Raw genomic sequence first — 24,684 nt, 5'->3', positions numbered from 1 at the left:
TTTCCAGCGGTTCCGACTCTACCAGATTCACTCGGCGCTACTGTCTGCCTCAAGAATTCCGGTGGCCTTTGGATTGGCCTTTTGCCTTTCGGCTGATCCGACTTTATCAGAGTTAAACCGAAGCCGATCACGTCGGCTTGGCGATCTGAGATGTCGATTCGAGGGGGCTCTACGGAAATTCAATTTCCGTCGGGAGCCGCGTAGATGTTAACCACCGCGCTCGAAGTTTGTCTAGTTTCGAGGCAACCGTTCAAATCTACCTCCCCGCTCAGGCCGTGTCAACGGTCTTTGTGGGGCGAAGAAGAGACTAACAGGTCAGAGACACGATGCGCACATCAGGCGGCGACGGGGAGTTCGGCGCTCCGGTCGGCGGCCTCCACGTCTCCGTTCTCGCCGGCGCGGGCCGCTCGACCACCAAGGATGTAGACGTAGGCGAGGAAGATCAGTTCAGCGGCGATACCGATGGCTATACGGGCCCATGTGGGCAGGCCGGACGGGGTCACGAAGCCTTCGATGAGGCCCGATACAAAGAGGACCAGGGCCAGGCCGACGGCCATGCCCAGTGCGGCGCGGCCCTGCTGGGCCATGGCTGTGCGACGGCTGTACGGACCTGGGTCGATCAGTGTCCAGCCGAGGCGGAGCCCCGTACCGGCCGCGACGAAGACCGCTGTCAGCTCGAGCAGACCGTGCGGGAGGACCAGGCCGAGGAAGGTGTCCAGGCGGCCGGCCGAGGACATCAGCCCTATGCCGACTCCGAGGTTGAGGACATTGACGAAGAGGATCCAGATCACCGGGAGACAGAGGAAGGCTCCGAGGACAAGGCACATGGCGGCGGCCTGAGCGTTGTTCGTCCAGACCTGGGCCGCGAAGGACGCCGCCGGGTGGCTTGAGTAGTACGTCTCGTACTCGCCACCCGGCCGGGTCATCTGGCGCAGCTCGTCGGGGGCGGCGATCGCGGACTGGACCTCGGGGTGAGCGCCTATCCACCAGCCGATGACCGCGGCGAGAAATACGGAGAGGAGCGCGGTCGGGATCCACCAGCGCCGGGAGCGGTAGACAGCCGCGGGAAAGCCGGCGGTCAGGAAGCGTGCGGCGTCACGCCAGGTGGCGCGGCGGGCGCCGGTGACCGTGGCGCGGGCTCGCGCCACGAGCTGGGTGAGGCGAGTGGTGAGCATGGGGTCGGGCGCGCTGGACTGGATCAGGGAGAGATGGGTGGCCGTGCGTTGGTAGAGGGCGACGAGTTCGTCGGCCTCGGCACCGCTGAGGCGGCGACCGCGGCGCAGGAGATGATCCAGGCGGTCCCACTCGGTGCGGTGGGCTGTCACGAAGACATCGAGATCCATGGTCGGCTGCTGCTCCAGGAACTGAGTGCGTACGGTCCGTACTACTGCGGCGCGTTGCGGGCCAGCTTGGCAGACTGAGGATTCCAGGGGCAGGGAAGGGCGGCGAAGGGTGGGCATCGGTGAATGAGCTTGTGACGGGCGACGCGGTTGTACTGGGGCTGCGCCCGGCGAAGCTGCCCAGCCGGGCGTTGGCGCTCGCCATCGACCTCGTTGTGGCCTGGACTGCCTATCTTCTGGTGTCGGTTCTGATTCTCGTGGCGGCGGGTTCGCTGGACGAGGCGGCTGTCGCGGCGCTGAGCGTCGCCACGTTCCTGCTGGTGCTGGTGGGCGGTCCGATCGCGGTGGAGACTCTCAGCCACGGGCGCTCGCTGGGCAAACTGGCCTGCGGGCTGCGGGTCGTACGGGACGACGGCGGGCCCATACGGTTCCGGCACGCGCTGGTGCGCGGGGCGGTCGGGGTCGTGGAGATCCTCATGTCGTTCGGGGTGATCGGCTGTATCGCGTCGCTGGTGTCGGCGCGAGGGCGGCGGATCGGAGATGTCTTCGCGGGGACCCTGGTCGTACGGGAAAGGGTCCCGGCCGCGCGCATGACGACGGTTCCGCCGCCTCCGCCGTGGCTCGTGGGGCGATTCTCGGAGCTGGACCTGTCCGCCGTGCCGGACGACTTGTGGCTCGCGATACGCCAGTACCTGACGCGTATGCGGCAGCTCGATGCCGGGGTCGGTCATGCGATGGCGGAGCGCCTCGCGGGCGATCTGGCGACGCGTACAGGTACTCCGGCGCCTCAAGGGGTGCCCGCGGGCGCGTATTTGGCGGCCGTGGTGAACGAGCGGCAGGCGCGGGACGCACGGCGGGCCTTCGGCTCTTCCACCTCCTCCACCGTCACGGAGTCGGCGGCCTCTGTCGCCGCAGCTGTTCCTGCCCCGGTTTCCCCTGTTCCCCTTGTTCCTGGTCCCCCTGCTCCTGGTCCCCCTGCTCCTGGTCCCTCGGTCGCCGCCGTGCCCCCAACCACAGCCACGCCCGCGCCGGATGGCGGGGCCGCCGAGACACCGCCGACGACAGGTTTCGCTCCACCTGCCTGAGCCGTGGCCGTGTCAGGACAGTGCCGAGGGCGGGGTTTCGAGGTCTTCGAGTTCGAGGCCAGGGGCTGAGAGCACCACGTCGCCGGCCAGGTGAACCGTGTGCTGTTCGCCGGTGTCCAGGGCGCTGACCTGGTACTCGTCCACGATCAGGGGCCCGTTGTCAGTGGCATGCGCTTCACTGTTCATCAGGGCCCAGGACTGATCGAGAGTGCGGGGGGCGAGGACCGGATCCGTGAAGGCCACGAGGCGGACACGGGTCGCGGGGGATTCGGGGGTGAGGCGCAGGAGTCGGGCGGTCGCGACGAGAAACGCGGGGGAGGTGCCGGTGAAGGCATGGGCGCGGACGTTGCCTTCGGTGGCATGGGTGCCGGTCGGGTCGGTACGGACCCAGGTGACGCCGTCGATGGCGGCGCCACGGATCTGCCAGCTGGCGGCGTGGAGTTGAAGGCGGATGGGGCGGCCGAGTTCGTCGAGGGCCAGATCGACGGAACCGGCGTGGTCGCCGGAGGGAGTGGTGATCTGCGAGACATAGCGCCAGCCGGAGGGGCCGGGTGCGCAGTGGAAGTGTTCGTCACCGAGAGGGGTGTGATCGTGCGGATCGTGGAGCGAATAACGGCCGCGGGGCATGGGGTCTTCCGGGTCCTTCGAGTCCTCGGCGACTGACACACGGGACAGGCCCCCGACACGGGGGTGCGGGGGCCTGTCCGTACAACCGGTATCTGTTCCTGCGGGCCCGTGTGTGGGCCCGGTGGGATCAGTAGCGGTAGTGGTCGGGCTTGTACGGGCCCGCGACATCGACACCGATGTACGAGGCCTGCTCCGGGCGGAGCGTCGTGAGCTTCACACCGAGCGCGTCGAGGTGGAGGCGGGCGACCTTCTCGTCCAGGTGCTTGGGGAGCACGTAGACGTCGGTCGGGTAGTCCTCCGGCTTGGTGAAGAGCTCGATCTGGGCCAGGGTCTGGTCCGCGAACGAGTTGGACATCACGAAGGACGGGTGGCCGGTCGCGTTGCCCAGGTTCAGCAGGCGGCCCTCGGAAAGGACGATCAGCGTCTTCCCGTCGGGGAACGTCCAGGTGTGGACCTGCGGCTTGACCTCGTCCTTGACGATGCCGTCGATCTTCGCCAGGCCGGCCATGTCGATCTCGTTGTCGAAGTGGCCGATGTTGCCGACGATCGCCTGGTGCTTCATCTTGGCCATGTCCGCGGCCATGATGATGTCCTTGTTGCCCGTCGTGGTGACGAAGATGTCGGCGATGCCGACGACGTCGTCGAGCGTGGAGACCTGGTAGCCGTCCATCGCCGCCTGGAGCGCGCAGATCGGGTCGATCTCGGTGATGATCACGCGGGCGCCCTGGCCGCGCAGGGACTCCGCACAGCCCTTGCCGACGTCGCCGTAGCCGAAGACGACCGCGACCTTGCCGCCGATGAGGACGTCGGTGGCGCGGTTGATGCCGTCGATCAGGGAGTGGCGGCAGCCGTACTTGTTGTCGAACTTGGACTTGGTGACGGCGTCATTGACGTTGATCGCCGGGAAGAGGAGGAGGCCGTCGCGCTGCATCTCGTACAGGCGGTGGACACCGGTGGTGGTCTCTTCGGTGACTCCGCGGATCTCGGACGCCAGGCGGGTCCACTTCTGCGGGTTCTCGGAGAGGGTGCGGTTCAGGAGCTGGAGGATGTAGCTGTACTCCTCGCTGTCCGCGGTGGCCGGGTCGGGGGCCGCGCCGGCCTTCTCGAACTCGACGCCCTTGTGAACCAGGAGGGTGGCGTCACCACCGTCGTCCAGGATCATGTTCGGGCCGCCGGTGGGCGTGTTCGGCCACGTCAGGGCCTGCTCCGTGCACCACCAGTACTCCTCCAGCGTCTCGCCCTTCCAGGCGAAGACCGGGATGCCCTGGGGGCTGTCCGGGGTGCCCTTCGGGCCGACGGCGATGGCGGCGGCCGCGTGGTCCTGGGTGGAGAAGATGTTGCAGGACGCCCAGCGGACATCGGCACCGAGAGCCGTCAGGGTCTCGATGAGGACCGCGGTCTGCACCGTCATGTGCAGCGAGCCGGTGATACGGGCGCCGGCCAGCGGCTGCGCGTCGGCGTATTCCTTGCGGATCGACATCAGGCCGGGCATCTCGTGCTCGGCGAGGTTGATCTCCTTGCGGCCGAACTCGGCGAGCGAGAGGTCGGCGACCTTGAAGTCCTGTCGGTTGGCGACAGTCGTCATAACGAGCTGCTCCTCGTGAATCGGGTCGAGGTGGGTACGTCGGCTGGCTCTGCGGCGGCGGGCATACGAATGCCCGGGCACTCGCGGCGCAGTCCGTCGGTGGCCCTCTCTCCCTCGGTCGGTCCGCGCGAGCGGCCCGCCCGACCGCCATCAGCAGCGACGTCTGGCTCTGGTCACGAATCTACACCGATCGATGCGGCGGCCGACAAGTCGTTCCGGGAACGGATTACGGGAAGCGGAGGTTCGAGCCACCTCCGCTTCCCGTCTCCGGTCAGTTCTCCGGTCAGTTCTCCGGGCTTCTCAGTGGGCGGGGTCGGGGGTCGGCTCGCCGGGGTGCTTGGCGGGGTTCGTGCCCGTCGCGGCCGCCGACTCGCTGTAGATGTCCGGCTCCAGGTAGATCACCCGGGCGATCGGGACCGCCTCGCGGATCCGGGCCTCGGCGGCGTTGATCGCGTGGGCGACCTCGGTGGCGGTGTCGTCGTGCTCGACCGCGATCTTCGCGGCGACCAGCAACTCCTCCGGGCCGAGGTGGAGCGTACGCATGTGGATGATGCCGGTCACCACGTCGCCGTCGACGAGCGCGGCCTTGATCTTCTCGACGTCTTCCGTGCCCGCGGCCTCGCCGAGGAGCAGGGACTTCGTCTCGGCCGCCAGAACCACCGCGATCACGATGAGGAGGATGCCGATGCAGAGCGTGCCGATGCCGTCCCAGATGCCGTTGCCGGTACCCAGGGCGAGGCCGACTCCGGCGAGAGCGAGGACCAGACCGACCAGCGCGCCGAGGTCCTCCAGGAGGACGACGGGGAGTTCGGGGGCCTTGGCCCGGCGAATGAAGTCCTTCCAGGAGAGAGAGCCGCGTGTGGCGTTGGACTCCTTGATGGCCGTACGGAAGGAGATGGACTCCGCGATGATCGCGAAGACGAGGACACCGACCGGCCAGTACCAGGCTTCGATCTCGTGCGGGTGCTTGATCTTCTCGTAGCCCTCGTAGACGGCGAACATGCCACCGACCGAGAACAGCACGATGGAGACGAGGAAGGCGTAGATATAGCGTTCACGGCCGTAGCCGAAGGGGTGCTGCGGGGTGGCCTCGCGCTGTGCCTTCTTGCCGCCGAGCAGCAGCAGCCCCTGGTTGCCGGAGTCGGCGAGGGAGTGCACGCTCTCCGCGAGCATCGACGACGAACCACTGAAGAGGAACGCCACGAACTTGGCTACTGCGATCGCGAGATTGGCGCCGAGCGCCGCCACGATCGCCTTGGTTCCGCCTGACGCGCTCATGGGTGCGTGAAAGTCCCTTCATTGGTTCTGCGGCCCTGGCGCCGCGGTACGGCGGGACATTGTTGCAGCTGACCGTACGGCCGGTTTATCAGGCCACCACTGTCGCGCGGAAAACGGTTCCGGTACCGGACAGTTCGGCCTTCTCGCCCGCCGGGACGAAGACCGAGCCCCCGGGAGTGAGGCCGAGGCCGTTCGCCCGGGGGGAGCCGTCCGTGCAGAGCAGGATCTGAGGTGTGGCGGCCGTGAGGTCGCGCGGTGCGGCGCCCGGTGCGAGGGAGTAGCGGGACAGCCGGAATTCGTCGATGGGGGTGTCGTACAGCTCCTCGCCCGACGGCGACGCCTCGGGACGCAGGATTCCCGGTTCGGTCGCTTCGAACCGGACGATCCGGAGCAGTTCGGGGACGTCCACATGCTTGGGCGTGAGGCCGCAGCGCAGGACGTTGTCCGAGTTGGCCATGATCTCGACGCCGAGGCCGTTGAGGTACGCGTGCGGAACGCCGGCGCCGAGGAAGAGCGCCTCGCCGGGCTGGAGTTGTACGTAGTTGAGCAGCATCGCGGCGATGACGCCCGGGTCGCCGGGGTAGTGGTGCGCGATCGACACGTACGGCGCGTAGTCGGCGCCGAGCCGGTTCGCCGCCGCTTCGGCCTCGGCGACGGTGACCGCCATATCGACCGGATCCGCGGCGAGGACCGCGGTCAGGACCTCGCGCAGCGCGGCCTCTTCCGGATGGGCGTGGAGGAGATCGACGTACGGCTTGAGGGAGTCGACCTCCAGCCGCGCGAGCAGCTCGGCGGCCTCGTCCGGGGCGCGGAAGCCGCACAGTCCGTCGAAGGGGGTGAGCGCGCAGATGAGTTCGGGCTTGTGGTTCGCGTCTTTGTAGTTACGGTGCGGAGCGTCGATCGGGACGCCCTGGCGTTCCTCGTCCGCGTAACCCTCCCGCGCCTGGGCCAGGTTGGGATGGACCTGGAGGGAGAGCGGCGAACCGGCGGCGAGGAGCTTCAGGAGGAACGGCAGGCGGGGGCCGAACTTCCGGACCGTGTCCGCGCCGAGTTCCGCCTCGGGACCGGCCTCGATGACGGCGGAGAGCGCCTGCTCGCCGGCACCCCGGTCGAGGCGGGACGGCGCCCCCGGATGGGCGCCCAACCACATTTCGGCCTGGGGCTCGCCCGTGGGCTCGGTGCCGAGGAGCTCCGGGATGGCTGTCGTGGAGCCCCAGGCGTAGGGGCGCACGGTATTGAGAAGGCGGTCCATGGCGTGAGATTCCTCGTACGGAGTGACGTGACGGCGGCGTGCTGTGGCGACGCGGGTGTTGTGGGCGTGGAGGTGTTGTGCGGGTGAAGGTGTGGTGAGGGCGGCAGCGCCCTTACGCGGGGGCGTTCCCGGCGAGGGCCAGGTAGACCGTGGCGAAGTCGGTGACGGCGATCAGCTCGGCGAGAGCCTCGAGCTCGCTGCCGTCCTCCGGCTCCAGCTCGCTGATGGCCGTGTCGTGGCCGAGCGCGAGTTCACGGGCGGCGGGGGCCGCGGTGAGTCCGCCGACCGGGCGGTCCCGGAGCAGGACGACGCGAGCCCTCAGCGCCTGGCTCTCCTCGACCCGGTCACGGAAGAAGTCCTCGGTTCCGACGCCGCCCGCGAAGTCGCCGGCAAGCAGCGCGCCATGCGCCGGGATCGCCTCGGGGAGTTCGGCGGCGAGGGCGGGGCGGCCGGTCAGTTCGGCCAGTACGGCGGCGAACCGGCGCCCGGCCGGGGCCGCGGCCGTACCCTCCGTCCAGATCAGCGGGAGACTGTCCGCGAGCTCGGCGGCGAGGGTCTTGGCCGGGTTGCTGTACGTCGCGATGGCCGGGCCGCAACGCTCGGCGGTGCTGTCCAACCGGTCGGCGACCAGCTGAAGCGTCTCGGTCGGCGCGGTGAGAAGGCCGACGCGGTCCAGGAGAGCGAGCAGCGGGACGAGCAGCGCCCACAGCGCGCCGGGGCCCGCCACCTGGGTCCGCTCCTCCTCGTACTGCTCGCTCGGCGTCATCGCCATCGGGACGATCAGGCCGTGCGTACCGTCGACCGCCTCGCTCAGCGGCGACCGCCCGGGCGCGACGGCGACGACCGTGCAGCCACGTCGGTACGCCTGCTCGGCGAGGAGCGCGAGGCCCGGTTCGCTGCCCTCGGTCGTGGCGATCAGCAGCAGGTCCACGGGGCCGGCCCAGCCGGGCAGCGCCCAGCGCAGCGCCCCGGCGGCGGGGGCGACGCCGGTCGGGCGGAGCCGGGTGACGGGCGCGGCTGCCCCGGCCAGGGCGCCGATCAGGTCGGCGACACTGGTCGCGGCGGCGCCGGAACCCGCGATCAGTACGGCGCGCGGCCGTCCCTCGGGGGCGAGCCGGCCGATACCGGCCTCCGCGGTGTGCCGCAGGGCCGTACGCACCCGGGCTCCGGCCTCGGCGGCGCCGCGCAGCAGACCGAGGTGGTCGGCGCGGGCCAGCGCGTCGGGAGCGTCGAGCAGCGACTCGTCGAGCATGTGGACGGTCCTCCGATCACCAGCGCTGTGACGGCGCTGCGGTGGCGCTTGAGCGGGGCGAGTGCTTACGCGGGGGCGTGGGCGGGCGCGGGCGCTTAGGCGGGGCGGCGGGCCTCGTCGACGAGGAGCACCGGGATGTCGTCCCGCACCGGGTAAGCCAGGCCGCAGTCCGCGCCGCTGCAGATCAGCTCGGGGGTCTCGGCTGCCGTACGGTCGCTCAGCGGCGCGCGGCAGGCCGGGCAGGCGAGGATCTCCAGGAGACCGGCTTCGAGCGGCATGTGGATGGTGTCCCTTCGAACGGACGGATCGGGCCACGCCAGGGTACCGCCGGTCGCCTCCCGACGGTGCGCCGTCCGGCGGGGGCCGGGCGGGGGCGGGGGTGCGTTGTGGTGCCCGTGGGTGGTTCGGGTGCGGGTTGTTGCCGGGTGCCGCGGTGTGCCGTCCGGCGGGGCGTGGTCCAGTGGCGGTGGGTGGTTCCGTGCGGGTTGTTGCCGGTGGCCGCGGTGTGCCGTCCGGCGGGGCGTGGTCCAGTGGCGGTGGGTGGTTCCGTGCGGGTTGTTGCCGGTGGCCGCTCCGGGGTCATGTCCTGCACTGCATGATTTACGGCGCCTGCGGCTCGCTCTTCGGCTGATGGCCGGTGTGCGCCACAAATCACGCTTTACGTTCCGGACACGACCCCTGCGCGACCCCCTTCACCGCCCGCCACAGACCACCCCAGCGCGCCGGGGCGGGCACCCCCGCCCGACGGCGACCGCTATCCCCGGATCAGCGACAGCGCCTCGTCCCTGATCCTCCTCATCGTCTCCTCGTCCCGCGCCTCCACATTCAGCCGCAGCAGCGGCTCCGTGTTGGACGGCCGGAGGTTGAACCACCAGTCCGCCGCCGTCACCGTCAGCCCGTCGAGTTCGTCGAGCGTGACACCGTCGCGGGTCGCGAAGGTCTCGCGGACCAGGGCCGTACGGGCCGTCTGGTCGTCGACCGTGGAGTTGATCTCGCCGGAGCCCGCGTAGCGGTCGTACGAGGCGACCAGCTCGGACAGGGGGCCGTCCTGGCCGCCCAGGGCCGCCAGGACGTGGAGCGCGGCCAGCATGCCCGTGTCCGCGTTCCAGAAGTCGCGGAAGTAGTAGTGCGCGGAGTGCTCGCCGCCGAAGACCGCTCCCGTACGGGCCATTTCCTGCTTGATGAAGGAGTGGCCGACCCGGGTGCGCACCGGGGTGCCGCCGTGTTCCTTGACGACTTCGGGGACCGACCAGGACGTGATCAGGTTGTGGATGACCGTGCCGCCCGGGTGCTTGGCGAGTTCGCGCGCCGCGACCAGCGCGGTGATCGCGGACGGGGGGACGCCCTCGCCCCGCTCGTCGACGACGAAACAGCGGTCGGCGTCGCCGTCGAAGGCAAGGCCCAGGTCGGCGCCCTCGGCCAGGACGCGGGCCTGGAGGTCGACGATGTTCTTCGGGTCGAGCGGGTTGGCCTCGTGGTTCGGGAACGTGCCGTCCAGCTCGAAGTACATCGGCACGACGTCCAGCGGCAGGTCGGCGAGCACCGTCGGGACCGTGTGCCCGCCCATGCCGTTGCCCGCGTCCACGACGACCTTCAGCGGGCGGATCGCTGAAACGTCGACCAGGGACAGAAGATGCGCGGCGTAGTCGTTCAACGTGTCACGCTGCGCGAGCGTTCCCGGCTTGGTCACCGAGAGGGGCGCACCCGCGTCGAGCCAGCCCTCGACGAGCGCGCGGATCTCGGCGAGGCCCGTGTCCCGGCCCACCGGAGCCGCGCCCGCCCGGCACATCTTGATGCCGTTGTACCGGGCCGGGTTGTGCGAGGCGGTGAACATCGCGCCGGGTACGTTCATGTTCCCCGAGGCGTAGTACAGCTGGTCGGTGGAGCACAGTCCGATGATCGTGGCGTTCGCGCCGCGTGAGACCGCGCCCCGGGCGAAGGTGGACGCCAGGCCGGGCGAGGAGGGCCGCATGTCGTGGCCGATGACGATCGCGTCGGCGCCGGTGACCTCGACGAAGGCGGCGCCGAACAGCTCCGCGAGCCGGTCGTCCAGCTGATCGGGGTACACCCCGCGCACGTCGTACGCCTTCACGATCTGTGACACATCAGCCACGGACAATCCTCCAGAAGTTCCTGTCACGGCGGTTCGTTGAGGGTGATCGCGGTGCGGCGAGGCGGACCGCGATCACTTCAAACTACCCGTACGGGTATCAGCTCACCGTTACGGACGTCAGGGGAGCATCCAGCCCAGCACCACCGTGCTCTGCCCCACCACGATCAGGCACATCACCAGCAACAGCCCCAGGCTCCACGGCAGTACCTTGCGCAGCAGGTCTCCCTCCTTGCCCGCCAGCCCGACCGCCGCGCACGCGATCGTCAGGTTCTGCGGCGAGATCATCTTGCCCAGCACTCCCCCGGAGCTGTTCGCCGCGGCCAGTAGTTCCGGCGAGAGGCCGGATTCGCCGGCGGCCGTCACCTGGAGCGCGCCGAAGAGGGCGTTGGCCGAGGTGTCCGAGCCCGAGACCGCGACACCGAACCACCCGAGGATCGGTGAGAGGAAGGCGAGTCCCGCGCCCGCCGCCGCGACGAAGTGGCCGATGGTGGCCGCCTGTCCGGACAGGTTCATGACGTACGCGAGCGCCAGTACCGAGGTGACGGTGAGGATCGCGTACCGCAGTTCGTACACGGTCGCCGCCCACTCCCGGGCCGCGTCGCCCGCCCGTACGCCGAGCACCACGGCGGTGACCAGGCCGGCGAGCAGGACAAGTGTGCCGCCGGTCGCGACGAGTGGCAGGGAGAAGACATTGGCGCCGACCGGATTCCCTTCCGCGTCCGCGGCGTTGAGGAACGGCCAGTCGAAGACGCGCGTCGCCTTCGCGAGCAGTTCCTTGACCGGCGGGATCTGGGCGAGGGAGAAGATGACCACGATCAGGGCGTACGGGGCGTAGGCGCGCAGCACTTCGGGCCGCGGGTCGTCGTGGTCCAGGTCCTCGCTCCGTACGCCGGTGAGCACCGCCGCGCGCACCCGCTCCTCGGCGGGCCTACGGGCCGAGGGGACCGCGACCAGCGCGGCCGCTCCCGCCAGTGCGGCGCCGATGTCGGCGAGTTGGGCGGAAAGATAGTTGGAGGCGGCGAACTGCGCGGCCGCGAAGGCGACTCCGCACGCGAGCGCGGGCATCCAGGTCTCGCGCAGCCCGCGCCGGCCGTCGACGAGCCCGACCAGGACCAGCGGTACGACGAGCGCGAGCAGCGGTGTCTGCCGGCCGACGACGGAGGCGACCGTGTCCAGCGGCAGTCCGGTCACCTGGGCAAGCGTCACGACCGGCGTACCCATCGCGCCGAAGGCCACCGGCGCGGTGTTGGCGACGAGCGATACGACGGCGGCCTTGACCGGGTCGAAGCCGAGTGCCACGAGCATCACCGAGCAGATGGCGACCGGCGCCCCGAAACCGGCGAGCGCCTCCAGCAGCGCGCCGAAGCAGAAGGCGATGACGAGCGCCTGGATACGGGGATCGTCGGAGAGGCGTCCGAAGGAGCGCCGCAGGATGTCGAAGTGGTGGGTACGGACCGTCATCCGGTACACCCAGAGGGCGTTGACGACGATCCACATGATGGGGAAGAGCCCGAAGAGCACGCCCTGCGCACCTGCCGAGAGGGTCTGCCCCAGAGGCATACCGAAGGTGAGCCAGCCGACCAGCACCGCGACGGCGAGGCCGATGAGTCCCGCGCGGTGAGCCTTCATACGGACGGCACCGAGCAGGATCAGCACGGTGGCCAGCGGCAGCGCGGCGACGAGGGCGGAGAGAGCGAGCGAGTCGGCGACAGGTTCCAGTTGCTGTACGAACACGACAGACCTCCGGATTCCGCGATACGGAAACTGATCTCTCACGAGTGGAGGAAATCGTCGTGTCCGCGCCAAGCGGAGGTCAATGCGTCACGCAGGATCCGTACCGGAAAACCTGGGGCCGAGGAAAGGTCGCCGAGGAAAGGTTCGGGAAGGCGACGGAGAGTTGGAGATCACTCAGGAACGCGGAGACCCGGTCAGTCGTCGGGTCAGCTGTCGGGGGAGCGCAGTACCCGCAGATGCCCGCGGCGCCCGACCTCCACCGGATCCGCCCCCCGCGCGCCCTTGCCGCCGCCTTCGACGGCACGCTCCTGGGGGCGGGCGGCTTCTCGTACGGCGTTGGCCAGGGCCTCCAGATCATCACCGCTCGGGCGGGCCGGGGCCGAACCGTCCGTCAGGCGGACGACCTCCCAGCCGCGTGGAGCGGTCAGCCGCTCGCTGTGTTCCGCACACAGGTCGTAGCAGTGAGGCTCGGCGTAGGTGGCGAGCGGGCCGAGGACCGCGGTCGAGTCGGCATAGACGTACGTCAGTGTCGCGACAGCAGGGCGGCCGCACGCGGTGCGCGAACAGCGACGTACAGGGCTCACGATGTTGGACGGTACCGCACTCTTGAGCGGGCCGCGACGACTCACCACCAGCTCACTCCCCCGTGTCGCGGCGCGACGCCGGGCCCGACATGGCTGGAAGCAACTGGCCTGACCTGCACGGCAGGAGAAGTGACGAGCCGACGACAGCCCGTGACAGAGTCACCACTTGGGGCAAATCCCGTCAATGAAGGCAAGAGTAGTGATCGTGTGGACGTATGGAAACGAGCCCAAGCTTGGCCGGAATGCTCATTTTGCGACATGCCGTCGGCGGGGGCGGCGGCCACGATCGGTGTGTCCCGGAGAGGGCTACCCTGCGTCAGTGATGGACAGTCCTGTACCGCCCCGCCCGATCGAGCCCCGGCCGCGCCGCCGCGACCGCCACGGCCGCGGTATGCGCGGGCCCGTCGCCCCGCCCCAGGTTCCGCTCTCGACCAGCCGCTCGGACTCCTTCCGTGATCTTGTACGGGACTCCGTGGACCGGCTGGAGCGACGTTGGCCACAACTCGCCGACGTCGATTTCCTGATCATGGATGTGCCCAGTCCCGAGGAGGACACCGTGCCGCTCGGCAGCTCGGTCCCCGCGGGCAAGGAGCAGCCCGCGCGGATCATCGTCTACCGGCGGCCCGTCGAGATCCGTACCAAGAACCGCGACGACCGCGCCCTGCTGGTGCACGAGGTCGTGGTCGAGCAGGTCGCGGAGCTGCTGGGGCTGTCGCCCGAGTCCGTCGATCCCCGGTACGGCCAGGACTGACGGCGAAGGTGTCAGTGGTCCCGGTTACGGTGAAGGCCGGACCGGGCGAGCCCGGTCCGGCCTTCGGAGCATTCGGAGATCAGCAGGGCAACGGGAGTTCAGCCCCGGCCGTCCAGGATCGACAGATCCTCCTCGGCCTTCGGTACGGACACCATCCCCCGGTCGTCCGGCAGCGTCTGCACCGTGAACATCGGGATGCCGTCCTCCGGGAGCGCGAGCATGCGCGCCGCGTGGACCGGACCGCCTGATTCCGGCTCGACCGTCAGCGCGTACGAGCCCTTCAGCCCGGCCGGTACCGGCGGGGTGACGGCCAGGGTCGTGCCGCCCTTGACCGTGTACGTCTTCTCCGCCGGCTCACCCCCGCCGCTCCCGGCCGAGGCCGTGACCTTGACCTTCGCGGTCGCGCCGGGCGCGGTCAGGGAGAGCGTCGAGCCCTTGGCGCGGTTGTCGGCCACACTCGCCCGCGACGAGACCGGGCCGGTCGCCGGGATGAACGCGACCTCCTTCTCGGCGCCCTTGCCCCGGACCACACGCAGCGCCGCGACGATCGGCGTCGCGCGCCCGCTCTGGGCCGGAGTGAGCACCAGCGAACCCGCCTCCCCCTTGGTGACGTCCTTCAGGTCGAGTGCCGCGGTCATCTTCGACTTGACGTGCAGCGTGTCGCCGCCGGCCGGGGCGATCGTGCTGTCGGGGCCCGCCAGTTGCACCTTCAGGTCGGCGTCGTCGGCGCCGGGCGCGAACGCCACCAGCCGTACGTCGGTCGCGTCCGCCGGGATTCCGGGCAGCACCAGACTGCCCGCGGGATCGGCGGCGGAGGAGAGCCAGTCGCTGCCGGTCCCGTCGTCGGCGGCGCGTACCGCGGCGCCGACCCGGCCGGTACGGGTGCTGACATGGACCGTCGCGTTCTCGGCGTTCTCGCTGGTCAGGGTGGAGAGAAGCACGGGGACGCTGGACCGGGCGGGCACCGGAATGCCCTCCCCCGCCTCCGACTTGAGGGCGCCGTCCTTCCCGTACAGCTCGATGTCGGCGACGGCCGCGGTGTCGTCGGGGTTGGTGAGATGGACGTAGTCCTGCCGCGTCTTGTCGGTGCTCGCCCCCGGGAACCAGAAGCTGGTGTCGGGCGCGGTGCAGGTCATGCCGAGCAGCCCGCGCGCGCCTCCCACGCTGACGCTGGTGGTCTGCTGGGCGGTCCAGCCGGGTGCGAACCGGCCGGTGGCGGTGCCGACAAGGGCCGGGGACTCGGAGCCGCTCTCATCGGCGGAGACGGGCTTGCCGGGCTCCTTCAGCGTGATGAACGGCTTGTCCGACGCGGTGTCCTTCTTCGCGTCGTCGTTCTTCTCGCCGTCCTTCGCTTCGTCCTTCTTCTTGTCGTCCGCCGGGTCCGTGTCGGCCAACGCGACGGTGGACGACTTCAGTTCGGCCGATCCCGCGTCACCACCGGCCGTCCCCGCCGGCGTGAAGGAGGTGTACGTCGTCTCCGCGATGTCCGACACGCTCGGCGCCGGGCAGAGCAGACTGCTGCGCTCCACGGGCAGCCGCGCCGGCGCCTGGGCGGTCGCGGGGCCCTCGCCGTCCGGCGCGCTCAGCGAGGCGAATCCGGTGACGGCGGCGAGGGCGGTGGCGGCCGCGATGAGGGAGAGAGTCGTACGGTTCACTGGTTGCTGCTCCCGTCGGGGCGCTGACGCGGTTCGTTGTCGGGACCGTCGGCGTAGGGCCGCTGTCCGTAGCCGTACGGGTCGTACTGCGCCGGGTCGTACTGCCCCTCCTGCTGGTACGAGCCGTCCGGGTACTGACCTTCGGGATACTGGCCTTCCGGGAACTGCCCTTCCGGATACTGGCCTTGCTGGTACTGACCGTTCGCCGGGTACTGCCCGTCCGGGAACTGCTGATACGGCTGCTGGGGCCCGCCCTCCGCGTACTGGCCTTCGGGGTAGGCCCCTTCGGCGAACTGCTGCCCCTCGCCGTACTGCCCGCCCTGGTACTGCTCGTTCGCGTAGGGGGCCTGCGGATATCCCGCGCCCGCGTACGCCTGGCTGTCCCACTCCCCGTACGCCGGCTGCTGAGGCACCGACGCGTACGGCTGCTCCTGCTGCTCGCCCTGTCGGCCGGGCTGTTGACCGGGCTGCTGGTCGAGCTGACCCTCCTGGACCGGCTGCCCCTCCTGGACCTGCCGGCCGTACGGATCGGGCACCCCGGGCGCCTGCGGGGCGGGCGGCTCGGGCATGGCACCCGCCACCGCCTCGGCACCGGGCTCCAGTCCCGGAGCCTCGTTCTCCGCCGCCGCCCGCAGCCTGCGCGCCCGGCGGCCTTCGCCCTCCACCGCCTGCGCGGGCATCTCCACGTCCTCCTCGGGCAGGTCGTCGTCGATCTCCCGGCGGCGCCCCGGCAGGGCGAGCACCAGCAGTACGACGGCGAGCAGGCCCTGCGCCCAGATCCACGCGGTGTGCGTGACCGGGTCCTCGTACGTGAGGTCCAGCCGGCCGCCCTCGGCGGGCAGTTCGAAGCCCTGGGCCCAGCCGTCGACGGTCTTCTTCGGCAGCGCCTCCCCGTCCAGCGTGGCCTGCCAGCCGTCGGCGGCCCGGTCCGCGATCCGCAGCACCCGCCCGGAGGCGCCCGCCGGAATCGTCGTGTGCGCCTCGACCGGCGAGGAGGCGACGGCCAGCGGCTCGCCCTTCCCCTTCCCGTCGACGATGACGGCCCGCGAGATCTGCCGGTCCACGCGCCACAGCGCGCTGCCGTCCAGCTGGCTCAGCCGGGTCAGCCCCGGGGTGGCGTCGAGGACGCGGCTCGTCTGCCGCGGTGCTCCGTCCCGTACGAGCACATAGCGGATCGCGAACCCGCTGAGCTGGTCGGTCTGATCGGCGCCGGATCCCGCCACCAGATTGGCGACGACCTTGTCGAGCCGCTGGTCGCCGCCGCTCGCCGCGGCCAGCTCGGCGTCACCGAGCCGGCCGCCCGAGCCGCGTACCAGGGAGTACGAGACCTCGGCGGGGGACGCGCCGCCGAGGACCAGCGTGCGCGGCTGGTCGCGGGTGATGCTCTCCTCCGCGACGAACGCGGGGACCTGTACCGGGTCCCGGCGCTCCAGCGGGCCGGCCGCTCCGCTGATCATCCAGCCGAGGGCGGCCAGCAGCGGGCCGGCGAGCGCCGCGGCGGCGATGAGGACGGCGACGGGCTGACGCCAGCCGAAGCTCTCGCCGGCGACGCGTGTCCGGGCGCCGTCGGCGCCGAGTACGGCGGCCGCGATCAGCGCGAGTCCGTAGACGAGGGTGGCGGGGCCGGCCCAGCCGGAGTTGTTGGACAGGACGGCGAAGACCAGCGCGACGAACGCGACGATCCAGGCCGTACGGATCGAGAACTGCCGCTCGCCGCGCAGCAGCGCCGCCAGCGCGGCCAGCACGATCCCGATCAGCAGGACACCGCCGACGGCCTTGGGCCCGCCGGGGCTGATGCCGAGCAGGTCGAGCGCGGAGGCGGACCCCGTACCGAAGCGCAGGCCCGCCTCGTGGAAGAACGCGGCGGGGTCGGTCAGCAGCGAGAGCGACCAGGGCGCCAGCAGGAGGACCGGCGTGCCGAGCGCGGCCAGGACACGCGGTCCGTACCCGCCGAGGTCGCGACGACGCAGCACCAGGGCGCCGAGACCGAGCAGCACCGCCATCGGCCACACGACGGGCGTGAAGGCCATCGCGAAGGTCAGCAGGAAGGTGTACGCCCAGGTGGCGCGCCAGCTGCCGCGGACCTCGCCGCTCGCGCCGCCGCGCATCCCGTACGCGGCGACGGCCGCGCGGGCGATCAGCGGCAGCAGGACGGCCAGGACGGCCGTGCCCAGCCGCCCGGTCGCCAGCGCGCCGGCCGCGGCGGGCAGGAAGGCGTACGCGACGCTCGCCCAGGCGCGCAGCAGCCGGGACTGGACCAGGGGCCGCGAGGCGAAGTACGCGGCGACTCCGGCCAGTGGTACCGAGCAGACGAGCAGCAGGGTCAGCGCGAAGCCGGTGGAGCCGAGGAACAGCGCGGAGAGCGCGGCGAGTACGGCGAGATAGGGGGGCGCGGTCTCGACGTTGCCCGTGCCGACGGGATGCCAGCCGTCCGCGTACCGGGACCAGAGGTCGGAGACGTCGGCGGGCGCGGGCAGCAGCGCCCCGCCCACGAGCGCGCCGCCGCCGAGCAGGCCGCGGCAGGCGATGAGCGAGACGACCAGCAGGATCGCGAAGAGTACGGGCCCCGGCTTGTGCACGAGCTTCTTCAGCCGGGCGAACTGTTCGATCTCCAGGAAGTCGGCGTCGTCGCCGCCGGGTCCCGATTCGACGGCGCCGTGCCGTGAACCGCCCGAGTCGGAGTCCGAGTCGGAGCCGAGGCTCGCGGCGATCTGCTCGGCCGTGGCCCGGACCGTCGCGCCGGACGGCGGGAACAGGGGGCGCAGTTCGGCCGCCTCGACCACGCCTTTGCCGCGCTGTTTGCGGGCGGCGAGGATCCGGCCCGGCCGCAGCAGGGTGCCGAAGAGTCCCATGACTTCGTCGACGGCCTGGCCCGGCGCCTTGCCCACCAGATAGGCGAGTGTGCGCAGCAGGGTTCCGACGACGAGACGGAGCAGTACGTAAGGGAGGACGGCGGCCCGTGCGTTGACGAGCATGGTGTAGACGGCGCCGGCCTTGTCGACGCGGTGCGGGTTGACGACGGAGCGGCCCGCGCAGTCGACCGTACGGCGCTCGCGCGCGGCGGCCTCGGCGTGCCGCAGGACGGCGTCGGGGGCGACGAGGACCCGGTGGCCCGCGGCGTGCGCGCGCCAGCACAGGTCGACGTCGTCGCGCATCAGCGGCAGTCGGCGGTCGAACCCGCCGAGTTCTTCCCAGACATCGCGCCTGATGAGCATGCCGGCGCTGGAGACGGAGAGGACGGTACGGACCTGGTCGTGCTGGCCCTGGTCCTGTTCGCGCCGGTCGAGCCCGGTCCAGCGGCGGCCGCTGTTGGCGATGGAGACGCCGACTTCGAGCAGCTGCTTGCGGTCGTACCAGCCGCGCAGCTTGGGGCCGACGATGGCCGCGTACTCGTCCGAGTCGGCGACGCGCAGCAGTTCGGCGAGGGCGTCGGGGGCGGGCGCGCAGTCGTCGTGGAGGAGCCACAGCCACTGCACCGGTTCGCCGTGCGGCAGTTCCGGCATGTCGTACGTCTCGTCGCGCCAGGTCCGCGTCACCGGGTCCCAGCCGCTGGGCCGCTTCAGATACGGCAGATCGTCGGGGGTGAGCACCCCGGCGGTGCTGACCGCCTCGTCGACGGCCGTACCGAAGCCGGAGCGGCGCGCGAGATGCAGGACGCGTTCGTCACCGAGTGCCTCGGTGAGCAGCCGGGCGGATTCGTCGGCGCTGCCGGTGTCGGCTGCCATGACGTTCTGTACGGGTCGTTCCTGGCCCAGCAGCCCGGCGAGGGCGTCGGGAAGCCAACGCGCACCGTCGTGGGAGACGAGCACCGCGGTCACTACGTGACGCGGAAACTCGGGGGCGGTGGCGGGAACGAACGCGGCGGTGGTGGGGGACATTGAGGTAACGGGCCCTCCGGCCGGGGGGTCGCCCCGAAGGGGCGTTGGAGCGTCTCGGACGGGGCCCCACACTAACGGCTGGCAGCAGGACGGTCCGCCGCCCGCGGGGAAGGTGCGGGCGGCGGACCGTTCATTAGGTACGAGGTTGTGACGATTAATCATCGGGCCCGGTGGCTGATCATCGGGCCCGGTGGCCCCGGTGGCCCCGGCGTTCATCGGCCGGAGGGTGGCCGGAAGACGGTTGGACCGCCGGCGGCCGGACCGCCGCGGTATCCCTGACCGATCGGCTGCCGGGCTTCCGCCGGACTCCGTCGGCCTCCACCGGACTTCCGTCGGACTGCTGCCCGACTTCCGCCGGACTCCGCAGGTCCACCGTCCGACTTCGGCCAGGTCTTGGTCAGATCGGTGTCAGATCGCCGTCAGATCACTGTCAGATAGCGGCTTTCTTCAGCCGACGTCGTTCACGTTCGGACAGTCCGCCCCAGATCCCGAATCTCTCGTCATTGGCAAGGGCATATTCAAGGCATTCGGAGCGGACCTCACAGGCGAGGCAGACCTTCTTGGCCTCGCGGGTGGAACCGCCCTTCTCCGGGAAGAAGGACTCGGGATCGGTCTGGGCGCACAAGGCGCGCTCCTGCCAGCCGAGTTCCTCGTCCGCGTCCTCGACCAGCAGTTGCTGGAACAGCTCGGTCATGTGCGCCCCTCGTCTGTCTTTGGCGTCCCCGTGATGGTGGCCGCTGCCGATTTCGGCCGAACGACACGAGTGAAATTACAAGTGTGTGCTCTGGGCCGGTCAAGCCGAGATCTGCTATTGGCCCCGGTATTCACTCTGCGGAACCAAGGCTATGCAGAAAGTGTTCAAATCACCAAAAACCTGACACATGCCACTGGCCTGCCCACATCCGCCCTCCCCTCGACAAGAGAGACGCCACGAGATCCGGCCCTGTTGCACGTCCGACCATGGAAGCGATCGGGATCACAGTCCGATCACGAGGGCGCGACAGCGTTTGCGAGCGCGGTCGCTGCCCCATGTCTCCACGAGCAGGGGCGAGCAAACCTCCCTCCGGGGGAGGTAACCGGATGAGGTGAAACATTACCGCCATTTCGGGCATCAAGTTGACAGCGGGGACCGAATTCGTCACCTTTGGTGGCATGCCAGCGAACCCCGCGCAGACCGCGACCCACGTCCGTGGATTCCGCAGTGCTGTCCAGGCCCGCTGTTGCTGTTCCAGCTGTTGACGCCTCCGGGCTCCAGCCGCTCCCTTCGACCGTCCACCGTCCCGGGCGTCCCGGCCACTCCGGTAGCTCCGACGACGCCGATGACTCCGGTCGAAGCGATCACCCGCTGATCCGCACCCTTCGCGCTCCCCGCGCTCCCTGTGTTCGCGCGGCCGTCGCGTTCCCCGCGCCCCCGGGCGCCACGTTCCGCGACATCCCGCACTTCCTTATCTGCCGAGGAACCACCGCACCCATGAACAGCGACAACGACCTTCAGATCGCCGGCGACCTGCTCGAGGTCCAGCACCTTCTCCAGCCCGCCCGGGAGCACCCGGTCACCGTGGCCGAGTTCGCCGGGCTCGCCCGCTCTCTCGCCGCCGACCGCGCGCAGTGGGAGCCGCTCGTCCAGTACGACGCCACCAGCCGCTGGTACCACCGGCTGCGCACCGGCCCCGGCTACGAGGTGTGGCTGCTCTCCTGGGTGCCCGGCCAGGGCAGCGAACCACACGACCACGGCCGGTCCTCGGGCGTACTGACCGTGCTCGAAGGGGAACTGACGGAACGTTCGGAGAGCGGAAGCCGCGCTCTCGTACCGGGCGCACAGCGGGTCTTCGCGCCCGGCTACGTCCACGAAGTCGTCAACGACGCGATCGAACCCGCCGTGAGCCTGCACATCTACTACCCCGGCCTGACCGAGATGCCGATGCATTCGGCCCGTTGCGCCCCGACCTCCCAGGATGTCGTACCGGCCTGAAATGATGTGCCGTATGCGCATTGTGGTTCTGGCCGGCGGTATCGGCGGCGCCCGCTTCCTCCGTGGCCTCAAGCAGGCCGCGCCCGACGCGGACGTCACGGTGATCGGCAACACCGGTGACGACATCCATCTGTTCGGGCTGAAGGTCTGTCCCGACCTCGACACGGTGATGTACACCCTGGGCGGTGGCATCGATGAAGAGCGGGGCTGGGGGCGTACGGACGAGACGTTCCTGGTCAAGGCGGAGCTCGCGGCCTACGGCGTGGGACCCGAGTGGTTCGGGCTCGGCGACCGGGACTTCGCCACCCATATCGTCCGTACACAGATGCTCGGCGCGGGCTATCCGCTCAGCGCCGTCACGGAGGCGCTCTGCGCCCGCTGGAAGCCGGGGGTCCGGCTGCTGCCGATGTCCGACGACCGCGTCGAGACCCATGTGGCGGTCGACGCGGACGGCGAGCGCAAGGCCGTGCACTTCCAGGAGTACTGGGTGAAGATGCGGGCGTCCGTGGAAGCCCAGGCGATCGTCCCGGTCGGCGCCGAGCAGGCCAAGCCGGCGCCGGGTGTGCTGGAGGCCATCGCCGCCGCCGACGTCATTCTCTTCCCGCCGTCCAACCCCGTGGTCAGCATCGGCACGATCCTGGCCGTCCCCGGCATCCGGGAGGCCATCGCCGACGCGGGCGTGCCGGTCGTCGGCCTCTCCCCCATCGTCGGTGACGCGCCGGTGCGCGGGATGGCCGACAAGGTGCTCGCCGCGATCGGCGTCGAGTCGACGGCCGCGGCGGTCGCCCTGCACTACGGTTCCGGACTGCTCGACGGCTGGCTCGTCGACACCGTGGACGAGGCGGCGGTGCCCGGTATCGAGGAGGCGGGGATCCGCAGCCGGGCGATCCCGCTGATGATGACGGACCTGGACGCCACCGCCACGATGGCCCGTGAGGCCCTGACCCTGGCCGAGGAGGTACGGGCATGACGTCGTACCGCGTACGCGCTCTGCCCGGACTGCCCGAGATCAGACCCGGTGACGACCTCACGAAGCTGATCGCGGCCGCCGGGGCGGGGCTGGCCGACGGGGACATCCTGCTCATCACCTCGAAGATCGTCTCCAAGGCCGAGGGCCGGATCGTCGAGGCCACCGATCGCGAGGCGGCGATCGACGCCGAGACGGTACGGGTCGTCGCGCGGCGCGGTCCGCTCCGTATCGTCGAGAACCGGCAGGGTCTGGTGATGGCGGCGGCCGGGGTGGACGCCTCCAACACCGCACCCGGCACAGTGCTGTTGCTGCCGGACGACTCCGACGCCTCGGCGCGGGCGATCCGGACCGGGCTGCGGGACACGCTCGGGGTGAATGTGGGCGTGATCGTCACGGACACCTTCGGGCGGCCCTGGCGCAACGGCCTCATGGATGTCGCGATCGGGGCCGCGGGGGTGCGGGTCCTGGACGATCTGCGCGGCGGGACGGACGCCCACGGCAATCCGCTGAGCGCGACCGTCACCGCCACCGCCGATGAGCTGGCCTCCGCGGGAGACCTGGTGAAGGGCAAGACCGAGGGGCTGCCGGTGGCGGTGGTCAGTGGTCTGCCGCATCTCGTCGCCGAAGCCGCCGACCCTGCCACGGACGGCGAGGACGCTCGGGCCCTGGTGCGGATCGCCGCGGACGACATGTTCCGGCTCGGCACGTCCGAGGCGGTACGGGAAGCGGTCACCCAGCGGCGTACGGTCCGGGAGTTCACGGACGAGCCCGTCGACCCGGGCGCGGTCCGCCGCGCGGTCGCGGCGGCGATCACGGCCCCGGCGCCGCATCACACGACTCCGTGGCGCTTCGTCCTCCTGGAGTCGGCCGGGTCCCGGCTGCGGCTCCTCGACGCCATGCGCGACGCCTGGGTCGCGGACCTGCGCCGCGACGGCAAGTCCGAGGAGTCCGTCGCCCGGCGCGTCCGGCGCGGGGACATCCTGCGCAAGGCGCCGTATCTGGTCGTGCCGTGCCTGGTGACGGACGGCGCGCACACCTACGGAGACGCCCGGCGCGACGGCGCGGAGCGCGAGATGTTCGTGGTCGCCACGGGCGCGGGCGTCCAGAACTTCCTGGTGGCCCTGGCGGGCGAGCGGCTCGGCTCGGCGTGGGTCTCCTCGACGATGTTCTGCCGGGACGTCGTACGGGAAGCCCTGGACCTGCCGGAGAACTGGGACCCGATGGGCGCGGTGGCGGTGGGCCACGCGGCGGCCCCGCCGAAGGACCGGCCCGGGCGGGAGCCGGAGGCGTTCATCGAGGTCCGCTGAGCCTGTCCGGCGGGTCCTACAGCGCGGCGATGTTCCGGATCGCCATGCGGGGCGCGCGGCGGGCCGGGGTGTGGCCGCTGAGCAGGATCAGCCGGGTGGCGCGGTGGCGCTGGCCCTCGTACGGGGCGAGGAGTTCCAGCATCGCCGCGTCGTCCGCGTCCCGGTCGCCCGCGAGCGCGTGGCCGACGATGCCGGGGAGGTGCAGGTCGCCGACGGTGACGGCGTCGGGGGCACCGTTCGAACGCTGGACGACCTCGGCGGACGTCCAGGGACCGATGCCCGGAATCAGCTCCAGCCGCGCGACGGCCTGCTCCGGCTCCATCGCTGCGGCCTCCTCCATCCGGCGGGCCACGCGGACGGCACGCAGGATCGTCGAGGAGCGCTTGGCGTCCACGCCCGCCTTGTGCCACTCCCAGGAGGGGATGAGCGCCCAGGTCCGCGCGTCGGGCATCACGTACATCTGCTCACCGCTGCCCAGGGCGGGACCGGGGGCCGGTTCACCGTACGTGCGCACCAGCAGGCGCCAGGCGCGGTACGCCTCGACGGTGGTGACCTTCTGCTCCAGGACGGACGGAATCAGCGACTCCAGCACCAGCCCGGTACGGCACAGCCGCAGGCCGGGACGGCGGCGCTGGGCCATGACGAGCAGCCGGTGACGCGGGACGAAGGCGTCGGGATCGTCCGCCGCGCCGAGCAGCTCGGGCAGCTGCTCCAGCATCCATCCGGCACCGGCGCCCCACGCCTCGGCCTCCACAGCGCCACCGCGCGCGACGACCCGGAGCGTCCCGGGCCCGTCGGGCGTCCGGGCGGTGCGCCAGACCGAGCCGTTCGGGAGCGCCCGGAACGTCGGATCACCCGGACCCCGCCGGAGCGGACCGAGCACGAGGCCGAGGTCGTACGGACCAGGAGGAGGCGTCCACCGCCGGGTGGCATCGGCGGACCGTGGCTCGGCGCGGAGCGCGCCGGGCGCGGTACGGGGACGAGGGGCGAAGCGGCCTGCCACGGGTGGGTCCTCAGGGTCGGGGTCACCCCCGAGGCTAGATGAGTAAGTCCGAAGTAGCGTCGTCCGCCCAGAGGGCGGGCCCGGGGGCGTCTGGTGCGTGCGATCGCAAGGCGCCGGAGTGTCTTCGTAGCGCAGCTACGGGGGACATTTCGGCAACGCGGCGAGCGTGCGTGCCAGACGTTTCCGGGCAGACGGGACTTCGGACTTACTCATCTAGGCCCTGGGCGCGCCTCGACGGATCCCCGGGGTCCATGCGATGCCAAGAGCGCCGGTGGCGGCCCCATGAGGACCGTCACCG

At 70.8% G+C, this 24,684-nt stretch carries 19 protein-coding genes; 5 read left to right on the top strand and 14 right to left on the bottom strand.

The annotated features are described in order from the left end of the window. Nucleotides 1-335 precede the first annotated feature (335 nt). Nucleotides 336-1,343 carry a stage II sporulation protein M gene (locus ACIQD6_RS30005; protein WP_401888378.1) on the bottom strand — a complete coding sequence of 336 codons (1,008 nt, stop codon included), beginning with the start codon at nt 1,341-1,343 and terminating at the stop codon, nt 336-338. 119 nt (nt 1,344-1,462) lie between these two features. Between ACIQD6_RS30005 and ACIQD6_RS30000 the strand changes: the two genes are divergently transcribed. Beyond that, nucleotides 1,463-2,425 carry an RDD family protein gene (locus ACIQD6_RS30000; RefSeq protein WP_401888376.1) on the top strand — a complete coding sequence of 321 codons (963 nt, stop codon included), beginning with the start codon at nt 1,463-1,465 and terminating at the stop codon, nt 2,423-2,425. A gap of 12 nt (nt 2,426-2,437) precedes the next feature. Here the strand turns inward: ACIQD6_RS30000 and ACIQD6_RS29995 are convergent, their stop codons facing one another. The 9 genes from ACIQD6_RS29995 to ACIQD6_RS29955 all read right to left on the bottom strand — a co-directional run bounded on the left by ACIQD6_RS29995 (nt 2,438) and on the right by ACIQD6_RS29955 (nt 12,898). Next, nucleotides 2,438-3,052 (bottom strand): hypothetical protein, encoded by a 615-nt coding sequence (locus ACIQD6_RS29995; protein WP_401888373.1) that lies wholly within the window; start codon nt 3,050-3,052, stop codon nt 2,438-2,440. Between the two features lie 127 nt (nt 3,053-3,179). Then, the gene (ahcY, locus tag ACIQD6_RS29990) at nt 3,180-4,637 is read right to left on the bottom strand and encodes an adenosylhomocysteinase (protein WP_401888371.1); all 1,458 of its coding nucleotides are present in this window, start codon (nt 4,635-4,637) and stop codon (nt 3,180-3,182) included. Nucleotides 4,638-4,937: 300 nt separating this feature from the next. Beyond that, on the bottom strand, nt 4,938-5,915 hold the full coding sequence (locus ACIQD6_RS29985; RefSeq protein WP_401888368.1) for a cation diffusion facilitator family transporter: 978 nt from the start codon (nt 5,913-5,915) through the stop codon (nt 4,938-4,940). 88 nt (nt 5,916-6,003) lie between these two features. Next, nucleotides 6,004-7,167 carry a mannose-6-phosphate isomerase, class I gene (gene manA / locus ACIQD6_RS29980; RefSeq protein WP_401888365.1) on the bottom strand — a complete coding sequence of 388 codons (1,164 nt, stop codon included), beginning with the start codon at nt 7,165-7,167 and terminating at the stop codon, nt 6,004-6,006. A gap of 112 nt (nt 7,168-7,279) precedes the next feature. Next, entirely contained in the window at nt 7,280-8,419 is a 1,140-nt protein-coding gene (locus ACIQD6_RS29975; protein ID WP_401888363.1) for an SIS domain-containing protein, read from the bottom strand. Nucleotides 8,420-8,514: 95 nt separating this feature from the next. Further along, nucleotides 8,515-8,697, bottom strand: coding sequence for a Trm112 family protein (locus ACIQD6_RS29970; protein ID WP_401888360.1), 183 nt, complete (start codon nt 8,695-8,697; stop codon nt 8,515-8,517). A gap of 476 nt (nt 8,698-9,173) precedes the next feature. Next, a complete protein-coding gene (locus ACIQD6_RS29965) occupies nt 9,174-10,532 on the bottom strand; it encodes a phosphomannomutase/phosphoglucomutase (protein WP_401888358.1) in 1,359 nt (452 codons plus the stop codon). Nucleotides 10,533-10,649: 117 nt separating this feature from the next. Next, nucleotides 10,650-12,266 carry an L-lactate permease gene (locus tag ACIQD6_RS29960; RefSeq protein ID WP_401888355.1) on the bottom strand — a complete coding sequence of 539 codons (1,617 nt, stop codon included), beginning with the start codon at nt 12,264-12,266 and terminating at the stop codon, nt 10,650-10,652. 206 nt (nt 12,267-12,472) lie between these two features. After that, a complete protein-coding gene (locus tag ACIQD6_RS29955) occupies nt 12,473-12,898 on the bottom strand; it encodes a DUF3499 domain-containing protein (RefSeq protein ID WP_401888352.1) in 426 nt (141 codons plus the stop codon). A gap of 274 nt (nt 12,899-13,172) precedes the next feature. Between ACIQD6_RS29955 and ACIQD6_RS29950 the strand changes: the two genes are divergently transcribed. Beyond that, the gene (locus ACIQD6_RS29950; protein ID WP_401888422.1) at nt 13,173-13,601 is read left to right on the top strand and encodes a metallopeptidase family protein; all 429 of its coding nucleotides are present in this window, start codon (nt 13,173-13,175) and stop codon (nt 13,599-13,601) included. 98 nt (nt 13,602-13,699) lie between these two features. Here the strand turns inward: ACIQD6_RS29950 and ACIQD6_RS29945 are convergent, their stop codons facing one another. From ACIQD6_RS29945 to ACIQD6_RS29935, 3 genes are all read right to left on the bottom strand, one after another. After that, nucleotides 13,700-15,256 (bottom strand): DUF5719 family protein, encoded by a 1,557-nt coding sequence (locus ACIQD6_RS29945; protein ID WP_401888349.1) that lies wholly within the window; start codon nt 15,254-15,256, stop codon nt 13,700-13,702. Beyond that, nucleotides 15,253-19,134, bottom strand: a complete 3,882-nt coding sequence (locus ACIQD6_RS29940; RefSeq protein ID WP_401888346.1) for a glycosyltransferase — start codon at nt 19,132-19,134, stop codon at nt 15,253-15,255. The genes ACIQD6_RS29945 and ACIQD6_RS29940 overlap by 4 nt, the downstream gene beginning before the upstream one ends. A gap of 430 nt (nt 19,135-19,564) precedes the next feature. Then, the gene (locus ACIQD6_RS29935; protein ID WP_014046372.1) at nt 19,565-19,828 is read right to left on the bottom strand and encodes a WhiB family transcriptional regulator; all 264 of its coding nucleotides are present in this window, start codon (nt 19,826-19,828) and stop codon (nt 19,565-19,567) included. Nucleotides 19,829-20,605: 777 nt separating this feature from the next. On the opposite strand from ACIQD6_RS29935, the gene ACIQD6_RS29930 reads away from it, so the two are divergent. The 3 genes from ACIQD6_RS29930 to ACIQD6_RS29920 are packed head-to-tail and all read left to right on the top strand — an operon-like array spanning nt 20,606 to nt 23,383. After that, nucleotides 20,606-21,106 carry a cysteine dioxygenase gene (locus ACIQD6_RS29930; protein WP_401888344.1) on the top strand — a complete coding sequence of 167 codons (501 nt, stop codon included), beginning with the start codon at nt 20,606-20,608 and terminating at the stop codon, nt 21,104-21,106. 13 nt (nt 21,107-21,119) lie between these two features. After that, nucleotides 21,120-22,076 carry a 2-phospho-L-lactate transferase gene (cofD, locus tag ACIQD6_RS29925; protein ID WP_401888341.1) on the top strand — a complete coding sequence of 319 codons (957 nt, stop codon included), beginning with the start codon at nt 21,120-21,122 and terminating at the stop codon, nt 22,074-22,076. After that, complete coding sequence (locus ACIQD6_RS29920) at nt 22,073-23,383, top strand: coenzyme F420-0:L-glutamate ligase (protein ID WP_401888338.1); 1,311 nt, start codon at nt 22,073-22,075, stop codon at nt 23,381-23,383. Before cofD ends, ACIQD6_RS29920 begins: the two co-directional genes overlap by 4 nt. Before the next feature lie 16 nt (nt 23,384-23,399). Here the strand turns inward: ACIQD6_RS29920 and ACIQD6_RS29915 are convergent, their stop codons facing one another. Then, a complete protein-coding gene (locus tag ACIQD6_RS29915; protein WP_401888336.1) occupies nt 23,400-24,386 on the bottom strand; it encodes a DNA-3-methyladenine glycosylase family protein in 987 nt (328 codons plus the stop codon). Nucleotides 24,387-24,684 lie beyond the last annotated feature (298 nt).

Source organism: Streptomyces sp. NPDC088400 (assembly GCF_044753355.1).
Lineage (GTDB): Bacteria > Actinomycetota > Actinomycetes > Streptomycetales > Streptomycetaceae > Streptomyces.
Note: the sequence above shows the minus strand (reverse complement) of the source record. Positions and strands in the feature narration are given on the sequence as shown.

Excerpts from the sequence above, each read along its gene's own strand:
- ACIQD6_RS30005 (WP_401888378.1), bottom strand. The coding sequence starts at position 1,343 with ATGGATCTCGATGTCTTCGTGACAGCCCACCGCACCGAGTGGGACCGC.
- ACIQD6_RS29995 (WP_401888373.1), bottom strand. The coding sequence starts at position 3,052 with ATGCCCCGCGGCCGTTATTCGCTCCACGATCCGCACGATCACACCCCT.
- ahcY (WP_401888371.1), bottom strand. The coding sequence starts at position 4,637 with ATGACGACTGTCGCCAACCGACAGGACTTCAAGGTCGCCGACCTCTCG.
- ACIQD6_RS29985 (WP_401888368.1), bottom strand. The coding sequence starts at position 5,915 with ATGAGCGCGTCAGGCGGAACCAAGGCGATCGTGGCGGCGCTCGGCGCC.
- manA (WP_401888365.1), bottom strand. The coding sequence starts at position 7,167 with ATGGACCGCCTTCTCAATACCGTGCGCCCCTACGCCTGGGGCTCCACG.
- ACIQD6_RS29975 (WP_401888363.1), bottom strand. The coding sequence starts at position 8,419 with ATGCTCGACGAGTCGCTGCTCGACGCTCCCGACGCGCTGGCCCGCGCC.
- ACIQD6_RS29970 (WP_401888360.1), bottom strand. The coding sequence starts at position 8,697 with ATGCCGCTCGAAGCCGGTCTCCTGGAGATCCTCGCCTGCCCGGCCTGC.
- ACIQD6_RS29950 (WP_401888422.1), top strand. The coding sequence starts at position 13,173 with ATGGACAGTCCTGTACCGCCCCGCCCGATCGAGCCCCGGCCGCGCCGC.
- ACIQD6_RS29940 (WP_401888346.1), bottom strand. The coding sequence starts at position 19,134 with ATGTCCCCCACCACCGCCGCGTTCGTTCCCGCCACCGCCCCCGAGTTT.
- ACIQD6_RS29935 (WP_014046372.1), bottom strand. The coding sequence starts at position 19,828 with ATGACCGAGCTGTTCCAGCAACTGCTGGTCGAGGACGCGGACGAGGAA.
- ACIQD6_RS29930 (WP_401888344.1), top strand. The coding sequence starts at position 20,606 with ATGAACAGCGACAACGACCTTCAGATCGCCGGCGACCTGCTCGAGGTC.
- cofD (WP_401888341.1), top strand. The coding sequence starts at position 21,120 with ATGCGCATTGTGGTTCTGGCCGGCGGTATCGGCGGCGCCCGCTTCCTC.
- ACIQD6_RS29920 (WP_401888338.1), top strand. The coding sequence starts at position 22,073 with ATGACGTCGTACCGCGTACGCGCTCTGCCCGGACTGCCCGAGATCAGA.